The sequence below is a fragment of the Acidovorax soli genome (assembly GCF_014207955.1).
GTDB lineage: Bacteria > Pseudomonadota > Gammaproteobacteria > Burkholderiales > Burkholderiaceae_C > Acidovorax > Acidovorax soli_A.
Window position 1 is genome coordinate 1 of record NZ_JACHLK010000018.1, and the last position, 12,800, is coordinate 12,800.

The 12,800-nt window shown below is 66.9% G+C and carries 13 protein-coding genes; 12 read left to right on the forward strand and 1 reads right to left on the reverse strand.

The window, feature by feature from the left end; all coding sequences use genetic code 11:
• Positions 1-340: 340 nt before the first annotated feature.
• Entirely contained in the window at positions 341-1,207 is an 867-nt protein-coding gene (gene cynR, locus HNP48_RS29755; RefSeq protein ID WP_184864141.1) for a transcriptional regulator CynR, read from the reverse strand.
• Positions 1,208-1,349: 142 nt separating this feature from the next.
• Between cynR and HNP48_RS29760 the strand changes: the two genes are divergently transcribed.
• The 12 genes from HNP48_RS29760 (at position 1,350) to HNP48_RS29815 (ending at position 12,794) form a co-directional block, all read left to right on the forward strand.
• Complete coding sequence (locus HNP48_RS29760; protein WP_184864143.1) at positions 1,350-2,543, forward strand: muconate cycloisomerase family protein; 1,194 nt, start codon at positions 1,350-1,352, stop codon at positions 2,541-2,543.
• A gap of 12 nt (positions 2,544-2,555) precedes the next feature.
• Complete coding sequence (gene catC, locus HNP48_RS29765; protein ID WP_184864145.1) at positions 2,556-2,831, forward strand: muconolactone Delta-isomerase; 276 nt, start codon at positions 2,556-2,558, stop codon at positions 2,829-2,831.
• Positions 2,832-2,867: 36 nt separating this feature from the next.
• On the forward strand, positions 2,868-3,854 hold the full coding sequence (locus tag HNP48_RS29770) for a tripartite tricarboxylate transporter substrate binding protein (protein WP_184864147.1): 987 nt from the start codon (positions 2,868-2,870) through the stop codon (positions 3,852-3,854).
• 52 nt (positions 3,855-3,906) lie between these two features.
• Positions 3,907-4,827: a dioxygenase gene (locus HNP48_RS29775; protein WP_184864149.1), complete on the forward strand. Its 921-nt coding sequence runs from the start codon at positions 3,907-3,909 to the stop codon at positions 4,825-4,827.
• A 172-nt stretch (positions 4,828-4,999) separates the two neighbouring features.
• Entirely contained in the window at positions 5,000-6,667 is a 1,668-nt protein-coding gene (locus tag HNP48_RS29780; RefSeq protein WP_184864151.1) for a sigma-54-dependent Fis family transcriptional regulator, read from the forward strand.
• 408 nt (positions 6,668-7,075) lie between these two features.
• Entirely contained in the window at positions 7,076-7,354 is a 279-nt protein-coding gene (locus HNP48_RS29785; RefSeq protein ID WP_184864153.1) for a phenol hydroxylase subunit, read from the forward strand.
• Between the two features lie 56 nt (positions 7,355-7,410).
• Positions 7,411-8,412, forward strand: a complete 1,002-nt coding sequence (locus HNP48_RS29790; RefSeq protein ID WP_184864155.1) for an aromatic/alkene monooxygenase hydroxylase subunit beta — start codon at positions 7,411-7,413, stop codon at positions 8,410-8,412.
• Positions 8,413-8,434: 22 nt separating this feature from the next.
• Positions 8,435-8,740, forward strand: a complete 306-nt coding sequence (locus HNP48_RS29795; protein ID WP_184864157.1) for an MmoB/DmpM family protein — start codon at positions 8,435-8,437, stop codon at positions 8,738-8,740.
• 31 nt (positions 8,741-8,771) lie between these two features.
• Positions 8,772-10,370, forward strand: coding sequence for an aromatic/alkene/methane monooxygenase hydroxylase/oxygenase subunit alpha (locus HNP48_RS29800; RefSeq protein ID WP_184864160.1), 1,599 nt, complete (start codon positions 8,772-8,774; stop codon positions 10,368-10,370).
• Positions 10,371-10,400: 30 nt separating this feature from the next.
• Complete coding sequence (locus HNP48_RS29805; protein WP_184864162.1) at positions 10,401-10,763, forward strand: phenol hydroxylase subunit P4; 363 nt, start codon at positions 10,401-10,403, stop codon at positions 10,761-10,763.
• 7 nt (positions 10,764-10,770) lie between these two features.
• Complete coding sequence (locus HNP48_RS29810; protein WP_184864164.1) at positions 10,771-11,826, forward strand: NADH:ubiquinone reductase (Na(+)-transporting) subunit F; 1,056 nt, start codon at positions 10,771-10,773, stop codon at positions 11,824-11,826.
• Between the two features lie 47 nt (positions 11,827-11,873).
• Positions 11,874-12,794 carry a dioxygenase gene (locus HNP48_RS29815; protein WP_184864167.1) on the forward strand — a complete coding sequence of 307 codons (921 nt, stop codon included), beginning with the start codon at positions 11,874-11,876 and terminating at the stop codon, positions 12,792-12,794.
• Positions 12,795-12,800 lie beyond the last annotated feature (6 nt).

Consider the following 12,800-nt stretch of genomic DNA (forward strand, 5'->3'; position numbering starts at 1 on the left):
AGCCGTCTTTGTCCCCGCTCCCCACCCCTTCTGGCTGCGCCGAGAAGCGCAGGAGCTGGGGTGGGTGCATGTGCCGAAGGACACATGCACTTCGTTGTCTGGCTCGTCGATGCTGTTTGACCGGAGCTGCCTCGCAGAGGCAGCGCAGGGAGTTCATCGACGCCCACCCCAGATCCGAGCATCGCAGGTTGCCCGCAGCGAAGCGGAGGGACGCAGACAGCGGGGCCGCCTTCTCTTTGGTGACTTTCTCTTGGCGGCCCAAGAGAAAGTTACTCCGCCGCCGGGCGGACATCCCGGCTCCCGCACTCAACCAAAGCACGCTGTAACCACCATCAAAAACTCAAGGCCGAAGCAAAGCAGCAAACTCCAACGCCGCCCGGCTCCTAGAAGCCCCCTTGCGCCACAAAATCCCCGCATGCCGCACCATCCCAGGCGAATGCAGATTGATCGCATGCAAGTCCGCCGCCTGCAAGGCTGCGCGTTCAGGAGCGATGCTCGCCAGATCCCCCCACCGGCACACATCGAGCAAGCCCTCCACCGACTCCATCTCCACCCGCACCAGAGGCACCACCCCCGCAGCACGTAGGCTCTCATCGATCAAGCGCCGCGTAGTGAACGCCCGCGGCAACATGGCCAACGGCACCCCCGCCAGGTCCTTCAACGCCAGCGTGCGCCGCCGCGCCAGGGGATGCGCCCGGTTCACCACCAGCTGCAGCCGCTCCTCGAACAAGGGCTCCGTCTCGATCTCCTCGCGCTCGGTGGGGTAGAAGGCAATGCCCACATCGAGCTGCCCCTCCACCAGTTGCTCCTCGATGGGCCCGGCGCGCAGATCTCGCACCACCACGTTGACACCGGGGTAGGCGCTGCTGAAGGCCGCCACGGCCGCCGGCACCAGGCTGTGCAGAAAGGTGGGGATCACGCCCACGGTGAGCGATCCCGACTCCAGCGCCCCCATGTCGGCCAGGGCCATGCGGCCGGCCTCGATCTCCTGCAGGGCGCGCGCGGCATAGGTGCGAAAGGCCACCCCCGCTTGCGACAGCTTGAGCCCGCGGCCCAGGCGGTCGAACAGGGCCACGCCCAGCTCCTGCTCCAGCTGGCGCAGGCCGTGCGACAGCGTGGACTGCGTGACGAACAGGTTCTGCGCCGACTGCGTCAGGTGCTCGGTGCGCGCGATGTCGAGGAAATAGCGGAGCTGGCGGATTTCCATGGGGTGGCTTTCTGGAGGACGGCAAGGAAATTCATCGATGGTATCGAACAATGCATTGCAAATGAATCATTGGATTTGCAGACGGGCAGAAACTAACCTTTGGCCTGTACCGTTTTCCGCTTACCGACCGAAGGCCTTCCCCATGCACAACCACCCCGGTGGTTTCACCATCGAGCGCATCGAAGCGCGCATCCTGGACATCCCCACCATCCGCCCGCACAAGCTCTCGTTCGGTGCCATCAGCCGCCAGAGCCCGGTCATCGTGCAGCTGTGGCTGGCCGACGGTGCCTGCGGGTTCGGCGAGGCGGCCACCATCGGCGGCCCTTCATGGAACGAGGAATCGCCCGAGAGCATCCACCACGCCATCACCCAGTACCTGGCGCCCGCCCTGCGCGGCCAAGGCGCGGGCGGCTTCGAGGCGGCGCTGGCGCGCATGGACAAGGCCTGCAAGGGCAATGCCTTTGCCAAGAGCGCCGTGGAAATGGCCCTGGTCGACGCCGTGAGCCGCACGCTGAGCCTGCCGGCCTGGCAGCTGCTGGGCGGCAAGGTGCACGCCAGCCTGCCCCTGGCCTGGACCCTGGCCAGCGGCAACGTGGAGCGCGACCTCGAGGAAGCCCAGCTGCGTCTGGAGCAGCGCCGCCACCACATCTTCAAGATGAAGATCGGCGCCAACGCCCCGGCCGACGACGTGGCCCACGTCACGCAGATCGCGCGGGGCCTCGCAGGCCGCGCCACGCTGACGGTGGACGTGAACCAGGCCTGGGACGGCAACACCGCGCGCCGCTACCTGCCGCAGCTGGTGGAAGCCGGCGTGACGCTGATCGAGCAGCCCGTGGCCCACTGGAACGTGGAGGCCCTCAAGGGCTTGACCGCCATGCTGGGCCGCGACGCCCTCATCATGGCCGACGAGACCGTGTGCACCCCGCAGGACGCGATGGCCCTCGCGCGTGGCCAGGCCTGCCACGTGTTCTCGCTCAAGGTCGCCAAGCACGGCGGCCTGCTGCGCACGCGCAAGGTGGCGGCAGTGGCCGAGGCGGCCGACATAGGCTGGTACGGCGGCACCATGCTGGAGACCTCGCTGGGCAGCGCTGCGTCGGCCCATGTGTTCTCCACCCTGGGCCACCAGCACCATGGCTGCGAGCTGTTCGGCCCGCAACTGCTGGTCGACGACATCGTGGAAAACCAGATGCCCATCACCGACTTCGCGCTGCAGTTGCCCGATGGCCCAGGCTTCGGCGTGGAGGTTTCGCTCGCGCAGCTCGACCGCTTCGACCGCGCCCGCGCGGGCCAGGCGCCCGTGCACATCGACCTGGGCCGCCAGGCTTCAACCCATTAAGGAGACCCCCCTATGCTGTTCCTCGTCCGCATGGATGTGTACGTCCCCCACGACCTGCCTGCCGAACAGGCCAACGAGATCAAGGCCCGCGAAAAAGCCTACTCGCAGGATCTGCAGCGCGACGGCCGTTGGCCCCACCTCTGGCGCGTGGTGGGCGAGTACGCCAACTACAGCATCTTCGACGTGGCCTCCAACGACGAGCTGCACCAGCTGCTGCAGGGCCTGCCGCTGTTCCCGTTCATGAAGATCTCCGTGACGCCACTGGCAAAGCACCCCTCGGCCATCTGACCGCCATCCCCCAGAAGAGTACCGGAGACAAGACGAATGAAGCGACAAACCCTGCTGGCCCTGCTGGCCGCAACCACCGCGCTGGCGGTGCTGCCCACGGCGCATGCCCAGACCAGCGGCGCCAATTGGCCGAACAAGCCCATCCGCTGGGTCGTGCCCTTCCCGCCCGGTGGCGCCATGGACGCGATTGCCCGCACCCTGGGCGAGAAGGCCGGCCAGGCGCTGGGCCAGCCCTTCGTGGTCGAGAACAAGGCCGGCGCGGGCGGCAACATCGGCGCCGAGTTCGTGGCCAAGCAGCCAGCCGACGGCTACACGCTGATGATCACCTCCATCGGCATGGCCACCAACAAGCCGCTGTACGGCAAGCTGTCCTACGACCCGATCAAGGACTTCGCACCGGTGAGCCTGCTCGCCGTGGTGCCCAACGTGCTGGTGACCAATGCCACCCAGCCCGAGGTGAAGACCGTGGCCGACGTGATCGCCGCCGCACGCAAGGCGCCCGGCAAGCTCACCTACGGCTCGGCCGGCAACGGCACCTCGATCCACCTGGCGGGCGAGGTGTTCAACTCGCTGGCCCAGGTCGACATGCTGCACATCCCCTACAAGGGCAGCGGCCCGGCCGTGGCCGACCTGCTGGGCGGGCAGATCAACTACATGTTCGACAGCATCACCTCGGCACGGCCGCACCTGCAGTCGGGCAAGCTGCGCGCCCTGGGCGTGACCACGGCCAAACGCTCGGCCACCCTGCCCAATGTGCCCACGCTGGCCGAGGCCGGCTTGCCGGGCTACGAGGTCTCGCCCTGGTTCGCGGTGTTCACGCCGGCGGGCACACCAGCGCCCATCGTCAACAAGCTCAATGCCGCCCTGCGCGATGCGATGAAGCAGCCCGATGTGGTGGCGCGCTTCGAGACCATCGGCGCCGAGCCCGTGGGCTCCACGCCCGCCGAACTGGCCACCCACCTGGCCAAGGAATCCGATCGCTGGGCGAAGCTGATTGCAGAGCGCCACATCAAGCTCGACTGACCGGGCATCCCCCTTTCTTCCCCACGAACCACCCCACAGAGGAGACAAGAACATGGCAGAACTCACCCAGGCCCAGTTGCTCGAACTGGTCAACACCAAGAAGATCGCCCCCGGCAACCCACGCGTGCGCCAGCTCACCGAGCGCATCGTCACCGACCTGTTCAAGACCATCGACGAACTGGACGTGACCCCCGACGAGTTCTGGGCCGCCACCGCCTGGCTCACACGCCTGGGCGCCGCAGGCCAGACTGGGCTGATCACGGCGGGCCTGGGCTTTGACCGCCTGCTCGACATCCGCGCCGACGAGGCCGACCAGAAAGCCGGGCGCGAAGGCGGCACGCCCCGTGCCATCGAGGGGCCCTTGTTCGTGGCTGGAGCCCCCACTTCCAAGGTGGAAGTGCGTGTAGACGAGGGCGAGCCCAAAGGCGAGGTGTTCGTGATGGAGGGCCAGGTGCTGGACCTCGATGGCCAACCTGTTCCCCATGCCATGGTCGATGTGTGGCACGCCAATGAGAAAGGCGGCTACTCACACTTCTTCCCAGGCATGCAGCCCTATGAACTACGCCGCCGCATCGAGACCGATGCCAAGGGCTTCTACCGCTTTCGCAGCTTCTTGCCACCGGGCTATGCGATCCCGCCCACCGGCCCGGTCGCAGAGCTGTTTGCCGCCCTGGGCCGCCATGGCCAGCGCCCGGCGCACATCCACTTCCTGGTCGCTGCGCCCGGCATGCGCACGCTGACCACCCAGGTCAACATTCCGGGCGACAGCTACATCGACGATGACTTCGCCTTCGCCACGCGCGATGGGCTGATCGTTGCGCTGGAGCGCAATGTGGCACCCAAAGGCTATGAGTCGCTGGGCATCACGGCGCCGTTCACACGCTCGGTGTTCAACTTCGTGCTGCCCAGGGCGGCCAGCGAGGACGAGGCACTGCCGCTGACCCGCATGGAGCGCGTCGCAACGCCGGGCTGATCCGCCACCGCTCCGACGCCAAGCTGCCCCTTAGCGGGGGCGGCTTTTCGTGTTGGGGGTGTCATTCAGCAGCCCCACCCCGCTGCAGGAAAAACCCCGTGGCGCCGGCAGACGCGATGGCGCACCATACTCGCACCATCCACCCAGCGCAGCCCGGCTGCTGCGCGGCGGAATGCTGGAGACCCCCTTGGCCAATCCCCTCTCGCTGCTGCGCTTCAACGCCGACACCGGCCACATCTGGCTCGACGAGCAGCGCATGCTGCTGCTGCACGCCCGCGCGCTGGCGGCGCTGCGCAAGGAGCTGTTCGACTCGCTGGGCGTGGAGCGCGCGCGCGGCCTGCTCATCCGCATGGGTTTTGCCTCGGGCCAGCGCGATGGAGAGCTGGCCGTCAAGCAGCGGCGCGCCGGCCTCAAGACGCACGATGCCTTTCTGCTCGGCCCGCAGCTGCACTCCATCGAAGGCGTGGTCTCGGTCGAGAAGGTACAGCTCGACATCAACCTCGCCCAGGGGCACTTCTATGGCGAGTTCCTGTGGACCAACTCCTGGGAGGACGAGGTCAACATCAGCGACTTCGGCTTTGGCGACGACCCGGCCTGCTGGACGCAGATCGGCTATGCCTCGGGCTATACCAGCACCTTCATGGGCCAGCTCGTGGTCTACAAGGAGGTGGAATGCCGCAGCCAGGGCGATGCGCTGTGCCGCATCGTCGGCCAGCCGGCGGAGCGCTGGAACGACGATGCCTACGTGGCCTACTTCCAGCCCCAGCCCTTTGCCGCGCAGCTCATCGACTACCAGATCGGCCTGGACCAGTTGCGCAGCGTGCAGGCGCGCCGGCGCTACGACAGCAAGCTGGTGGGCGTATCGCCGGGTTTTCGCGAGGCCTTCGAGCTGCTCAGCCGCGCGGCCGACAACGCCATCACCGTGCTGCTGCTGGGCGAGACCGGCGTGGGCAAGGAGGTCTTTGCACGCTGGCTGCATGAGAACGGGCCGCGCGCCAAAGGGCCGTTCATCGCCGTCAACTGCGCGGCCATTCCGCACGAGCTGATCGAGGCCGAGCTCTTCGGCGTGGAGAAAGGCGCCTACACCGGCGCCCACCTGGCGCGGGCCGGACGCTTCGAGCGGGCGCACGGTGGCACCCTGTTCCTCGACGAGATCGGCGACCTGCCGCTGGCCGCGCAGGTCAAACTGCTGCGCGCCCTGCAGACCGGCGAGGTGGAGCGCCTGGGCGCCGAGAACAGCACGCCGTTCGACGTGCGCATCGTTGCCGCCACCAATGTCAACCTGCAGCAGGCCATGCAGGCCGGGCGCTTCCGCGCCGACCTGTTCTACCGCCTGAACACCTTTCCCATCACCATCCCGCCGCTGCGCGAGCGCACGGCCGACATCCCGGCCCTGGTGGACCGCTTCGTCGAGCGCTATGGCGAGCTGTACCGCAAGAAAGTGCTGGGACTGACCGACAAGGCCATGCGCGCGGTGCTGGGCCACCCCTGGCCCGGCAACATCCGCGAGCTGGAGAACGTGATGGAGCGCGCCGTGCTGCTGGCACCGGACAAGGGCTTCATCGAGGCATCGCACCTGTCGGGCGTGGCGCCCCCCGCCCAGGGCGGGCAGCTCGACGGGCGTGGCGCGGTCACGCGCGGCGCGCCCAGCGATGCCATCGACGGCATCTGCACCGAGGTGCTGGACCGCAATGTGGACCTGGCCCAGCTGGAGCAGCGCCTGCTGCAGACCGCCCTGCAGCGCGCGGGCGGCAACCTCTCGCAGGCGGCGCGCCTCCTGGGCATCACGCGACCGCAGCTGGCCTACCGGCTGAAAAAAGAAGGCGTTCCCACCGCATAGGGACATCCCCCTGAGGCGCTGCGCACCTTCCCCTTCTCTCGAACGGCTGCGCCATTCGGGAAGGGGGACACCACCAGCGCGGCGGGGCGGCCGTTGCGCGGTGGTCACTGGCCCAGGCCGCGTCCGTTCGAAGGCAGTGACCATCCCCTGGCGCTGCCATTTCTCGCCTCCCCCGGTCGCCACCGTTCTTGGTGCTTTTCCAGAAGGCTCCACCCGCCGGGACCATTCACCATTTGATCAAGCTGCACTGCAGCATTTGATGATTTGAGGCTTCAGGAAAACCCTGGCAACGGGGTCACGGCATGGGCCCATCCCATGCAAATCAAGGGCTTGCGTGCGCTGGCACAGCGATTGCCCTTTCTACACCGCCCGGGCCCCTGGCCCCTACTCGATTGGTGTAGTGAACAAATGAACCCCACCCACGGTGCCTCCCAGCCCGGATCGGCCAGCACGCTGACCGGCCTGCCCTGCTATGTGCGCGTGACCGGCACGCTGGAGCAGCGCTTCGTCGAATTCGAGTTCGCCATCGGCGACCCCGAGTTCGCCGTGGAACTGGTGCTGCTGTTCCCCCAGTTCCACGCATTCTGCGCCCAGCACCAGGCCATCCACCTCGACGCCGAAGAGGGTGCGCGGCTGGACTACGAACGCCTGAAGTGGCGCTTCGGCGCGCCCGGCATCGACCACTGAGATTTCTCTTCTTTCCGATTCCCCAACCCATCACACCACGACCAGGAGACAACACGATGCATGTCGACATCCAGACCACCAGCGTCAAGCCGATACGGCAGACCTTCTCGTTCATAGCGCGCCGCCTGGGCGCGGACAAGCCCGCCTCGCGCTACCAGGAGGCGACCATCGACATGCAGCCCGAAGCGCACTTCCACTACCGCCCGCTGTGGGAGCCCGAGCGCGCGCTGTATGACAAGCGCCGCACGGCCATCGTGATGGAGGACTGGTACGCCTTCAAGGACCCGCGCCACTTCTACTACGGCGTGTACGTGATGGCCCGCGCCAAGCAGCAGGACGCCACCGAGAAGCAGTACGAGTTCGTGGAAAAGCGCCAGTTGCTCGGCCAACTCGACGCCGCCACGCGCCAGCGCATCCAGTCCGTGCTGGTGCCGCTGCGCCACTACGAGTGGGGCGCCAACATGAACAACTGCTACATCACCGCCTACGGCTGGGGCGCAGCCATCACCCAGGCCACCAAGTTCGCCACCATGGACCGCCTGGGCATTGCGCAGTACCTGACCCGCGTGGGCCTGATGCTCGATGCCAACGGCGACGCCGCGCTGGCGCAGGCCAAGGAGGACTGGCTGCATGCCCCTGCCTGGCAGGGCGTGCGCCGCCTCGTGGAAAACCTGTTCGTCACCAAAGACTGGTTCGAGGTCTTCGTGGCCCAGAACCTGGTGTTCGACGGCCTGCTCTACCCGCTGGTCTATCGCCACCTGGAAGCCGACCTGAACCCCGCCACAGGCAATGCCCTGTCCCTGCTCACCGGCTTCATGAACGAGTGGTACGACGAGACCGCACGCTGGGTGGACGCCACCGTGAAGACCGCCGCCGAAGACTCGCCCGCCAATGCGCAGCAACTGAGCGCCTGGGCCGCCACCTGGCGCGGCGAGATCCTGCGCGCGCTGGCACCGCTGGCCACGGCCGGCCTGGGTGCCGAGGGCGGCGCCGCGGCACTGGCGCAGGCCGATGCCGCCCTGGTCGCCCGCATGGCCAAGCTTGGCATCGCTGCCTGAACCCTCTCGACGAAAGGCCCCCATGACCACCACCACCACCGCACTGCAGGACCGCCCCAGCGTCTTCATCGCACTGCAGGCGAATGACGAGACGCGCTTCATCATCGACGCCATCCTGGCCGACAACCCGCTGGCCACGGCCGCGGAGTTCCCGGCCATGGTGAAGATCGACGCGCCCGGCCAGATCGTCATCCACCGCACATCGGTGCAAGACCGCATGGGCCGCGACTGGGACGTGCAGGAGCTGCACCTGAACCTGATCTCGCTGTCCGGAAACATCGACGAGACGGACGATGCCTTCCGCCTCACGCGCGGCGAAGCCGCCTGACGCTGCCCCCATTTATCTCCAGGAGACACCCATGAGCCAGAACAACAACCACAACGCCAGCGCCCGCCGCCTGGGCATCAAGGAAAAGTACGCGCTGATGACGCGCGGCCTGGGCTGGGACACCACCTACCAGTCCATGGACGATGTGTTCCCCTTCGACCAGTTCGAGGGCATCAAGATCCACGACTGGGACAAATGGGAAGACCCGTTTCGCCTGACCATGGACGCGTACTGGAAGTTCCAGGGCGAGAAGGAGAAAAAGCTCTACGCCATCATCGACGCCTTCGCGCAGAACAACGGCCAGTTCAACATCACCGATGCGCGCTACGTCAACACCTTGAAGCTGTTCCTCACGGGCGTTTCGCCGCTGGAGTACGCAGCGCACCGCGGCTATGCCATGGCCGGGCGCTCGCTGCGTGGCGTGGGTGCTCGCATCGCCGCGCAGATGCAGTCCATCGACGAGTTGCGCCACGCGCAGACGCAGGTGCACACCATCAGCCACTACAACAAGTACTTCAACGGGCTGCACGACTTCCACCACATGCACGACCGGCTGTGGTACCTGTCGGTGCCCAAGTCCTACTTTGACGACGCGATGACGGCGGGGCCGTTCGAGTTCATCACCGCCATCTCGTTCTCGTTCGAGTATGTGCTCACCAACCTGCTGTTCATGCCCTTCATGAGCGGCGCGGCCTACAACGGCGACATGGCGACCGTGACCTTCGGCTTCTCGGCCCAGTCGGACGAATCGCGCCACATGACGCTGGGCCTGGAGGTGGTGAAGTTCATGCTGGAGCAGGACCCGGACAACCTGCCCATCATCCAGAAGTGGGTGGACAAGTGGTTCTGGCGCGGCTACCGCCTGCTCACGCTGGTGGGCATGATGATGGACTACATGCTGCCCAAGCGCGTGATGAGCTGGGCCGAGGCCTGGGAGATGTACTTCGAGAAGAACGGCGGCGCGCTGTTCGAGGACCTGGCGCGCTACGGCGTGAAGCTGCCCAAGTACGCCGACGTGGCAAAGCTCGAAAAGGAGCACATCACCCACCAGGCCTGGGGCATCTTCTACAACTACACGCACGCCGCCGGCATCCACACCTGGATCCCCACCGACGAAGAGATGGACTGGCTGTCTGCCAAGTACCCCAATACCTTCGACCAATACTACCGCCCGCGCCTGGTGCACCTGCGCGAGCAGGAGCAGGCCGGCCAGCGCTGGGTGAACAACAGCCTGCCCATGCTGTGCCAGATCTGCCAGATCCCGATGGCGTTCACCGAGATGGACAACCCCACGAAGATCGCGGCGCGCGAGTCCACCTACCACGGCATGAAGTACCACTTCTGCTCCGACGGCTGCAAGGACGTGTTTGACGGCGAGCCCGAGAAGTTCAAGCAGGCCTGGCTGCCCGTGCACCAGATCTACCAGGGCAACTGCTTCCGCGAAGGCACCGACCCGACCCAGCCCGGCTTCAACCCGCTGGCCGAGGTGCTGGCCTGGTACCACCTCGATACCAGCGCCGACACGGGTGAATACAACGCCAGCCCCGACCGCGCCAACTGGGAGCGCTGGACCGGCCGCAGCCACCTGCCCGCCGAAGGCGCCGCGGCAAGCCCTGCCAAGGCGGCCTGACCCCGAACGAACGAACGAAAGGAGATACACATGCCTGTCATCGCACTGCAGCCCGGCTACGAAGGCGCAGCCGCCGACGCCGAAGACAAGTTCCACGGCAACCGCCTGCTCTACATCGGCTGGGAAGACCACCTGCTGTTCTGCTCGCCCGTGTGCCTGCCCCTGCCCGCGGCCATGCCCTTCGGCGCCCTGGTGAGCGAGGTGCTGCCCGGCGTCTACGGAAGCCACCCGGACTTTGCGCGCATCGACTGGAGCCGGGCCGAATGGCGCGACTCGGGCAAGCCCTTCACGCCCGACCCGGCGCGCTCGCTGGCCGACAACGGCCTGGTGCACAAGTCCTTCATCCAGTTGCGCACGCCGGGCCTGGCCGGCATCGCAGGCTCCGGTTCGTGAGGCGGCCATGGGCTACCAGATCACGATAGAGCCGCTGGGCCAGACGGTGGAGATCGCCGAGGGCCAGACGGTGCTGGACGCCTGCCTGCGCGCGGGCGTGTGGATACCGCATGCCTGCTGCCACGGCCTGTGCGCCACCTGCAAGGTGCAGGTGCTGGACGGCGAGTTCGAGCACGGCGAGGCTTCGCCCTTCGCGCTGATGGACTTCGAGCGCGACGAGAACAAGGTGCTGGCCTGCTGCGCCACGCCGCAGTCCGACCTGGTGATCGAGGCCGAGGTGGACGAAGACCCCGACGCCCGCTACCTGCCCCTGCAGGACTTTCTGGGCCAGGTGGTGCGCCGGGAGATGCTCACGCCCACCATCCTGGGCCTGTGGCTGCAGCCGGACCGGGCCATCGCGTTCCAGGCCGGCCAGTATGTGATGCTGCAGGTGCCGGGGGTGCAGGGCGCGCGCGCCTTTTCCATCGCCAGCGCGCCGGGCGATGCGCTGATCGAGCTGCACATCCGCAAGGTCGATGGCGGGCCCGCCACCACCTGGCTGCACGAGCATGCGGTGGTGGGCCAACGCCTGGACCTCTCGGGCCCGTTCGGCCGCTTTTTCGTGCGCAAGTCGGCCACGCGCCAGGCGATCTTCCTGGCGGGCGGCTCGGGGCTGTCCAGCCCCAAGTCCATGGTGCTGGACCTGCTGGCCGAAGGCGCGGACTACCCGATCACCCTGTTCCATGGCGCACGCACGCGGCAGGAGTTGTACTTTGCCGAGCTGTTCGAGGCCCTGGCGGCACAGCACGCCAACTTCCGCTATGTACCCGTGCTGTCTGCCAACGACGAGGCCACCTGGACCGGCGCCACCGGCTATGTGCACCAGGCGCTGCAGCAGCACCTGGGCAACGACTTCCGCGGCAGCAAGGCCTACCTGTGCGGGCCGCCGCCCATGATCGAAGGCTGCATCGCCACGCTGATGCAAGGCCGCCTGTTCGAGCCCGACATCTACACCGAGAAGTTCTTCACCGCGGCCGACGCGGGCGCGCCCGCGCGGCGCAGCCCGCTGTTCAAGAGCCTCTGAACACCCAACGATTCCATTTCTCTACCCCACCACAAGGAGGCAACCCCATGGCTGAATTCACCCAATCGCAACTGCTGGAGCAGGTCAACACGCGCCAGATCGCCCCGGGCAACGCCCGCGTGCGCCAGCTCACCGAGCGCATCGTCACCGACCTGTTCAAGACCATCGACGAACTCGATGTCACCCCCGACGAGTTCTGGGCCGCCACGGGCTGGCTCAACCGCCTGGGCGCTGCCGGCCAAGCCGGCCTGATCACCGCCGGCCTGGGCTTTGACCGCCTGATCGATATCCGCGCCGATGAGGCCGATGCGCGCGCCGGCCGCGCAGGTGGCACGCCCCGGGCCATCGAGGGGCCTCTATTCGTGGCCGGCGCCCCCACGTCCAAGGTGGAGGTCCGTGTGGACGAAGGCGAGCCCCGTGGCGAGATCTTCGTCATGGAGGGCCAGGTGCTGGACCTCGATGGCAAGCCGGTTCCCCATGCCATGGTGGATGTCTGGCATGCCAACGAGAAGGGCGGCTACTCGCATTTCATGCCGGGCATGCAGCCCTATGAGCTGCGCCGCCGCATCGAGACCGATGCCAAGGGCTTTTACCGCTTTCGCAGCTTTCTGCCACCGGGCTATGCGATACCGCCCGTGGGCCCCGTGCATGAGCTGTTTGCCTTGCTGGGCCGCCATGGCCAGCGGCCTGCGCACATCCACTTTTTGGTGGCGGCACCCGGCATGCGCACGCTGACCACGCAGGTGAATATTCCGGGCGACAGCTACATCGATGACGATTTCGCCTTTGCCACGCGCGATGGGCTGATCGTGGAGCTGCAGCGCAATGTAGCGCCTGCAGGCTATGAGTCGCTGGGTATCACCGCGCCGTTCACGCGTTCGGTGTTCAACTTCGTGCTGCCCAGGGCGGCCAGCGAGGATGAGGCGCTGCCGCTCACCCGCATGGAGCGTGTGGCTACGCCGGGCTAACCGGTT

Coding starts and splice junctions, on each gene's coding strand:
- HNP48_RS29775 (WP_184864149.1), top strand. CDS start 3,907: ATGGCAGAACTCACCCAGGCCCAGTTGCTCGAACTGGTCAACACCAAG.
- HNP48_RS29785 (WP_184864153.1), top strand. CDS start 7,076: ATGAACCCCACCCACGGTGCCTCCCAGCCCGGATCGGCCAGCACGCTG.
- cynR (WP_184864141.1), bottom strand. CDS start 1,207: ATGGAAATCCGCCAGCTCCGCTATTTCCTCGACATCGCGCGCACCGAG.
- HNP48_RS29805 (WP_184864162.1), top strand. CDS start 10,401: ATGCCTGTCATCGCACTGCAGCCCGGCTACGAAGGCGCAGCCGCCGAC.
- HNP48_RS29790 (WP_184864155.1), top strand. CDS start 7,411: ATGCATGTCGACATCCAGACCACCAGCGTCAAGCCGATACGGCAGACC.
- catC (WP_184864145.1), top strand. CDS start 2,556: ATGCTGTTCCTCGTCCGCATGGATGTGTACGTCCCCCACGACCTGCCT.
- HNP48_RS29815 (WP_184864167.1), top strand. CDS start 11,874: ATGGCTGAATTCACCCAATCGCAACTGCTGGAGCAGGTCAACACGCGC.
- HNP48_RS29810 (WP_184864164.1), top strand. CDS start 10,771: ATGGGCTACCAGATCACGATAGAGCCGCTGGGCCAGACGGTGGAGATC.
- HNP48_RS29800 (WP_184864160.1), top strand. CDS start 8,772: ATGAGCCAGAACAACAACCACAACGCCAGCGCCCGCCGCCTGGGCATC.
- HNP48_RS29795 (WP_184864157.1), top strand. CDS start 8,435: ATGACCACCACCACCACCGCACTGCAGGACCGCCCCAGCGTCTTCATC.
- HNP48_RS29760 (WP_184864143.1), top strand. CDS start 1,350: ATGCACAACCACCCCGGTGGTTTCACCATCGAGCGCATCGAAGCGCGC.
- HNP48_RS29780 (WP_184864151.1), top strand. CDS start 5,000: ATGCTGGAGACCCCCTTGGCCAATCCCCTCTCGCTGCTGCGCTTCAAC.
- HNP48_RS29770 (WP_184864147.1), top strand. CDS start 2,868: ATGAAGCGACAAACCCTGCTGGCCCTGCTGGCCGCAACCACCGCGCTG.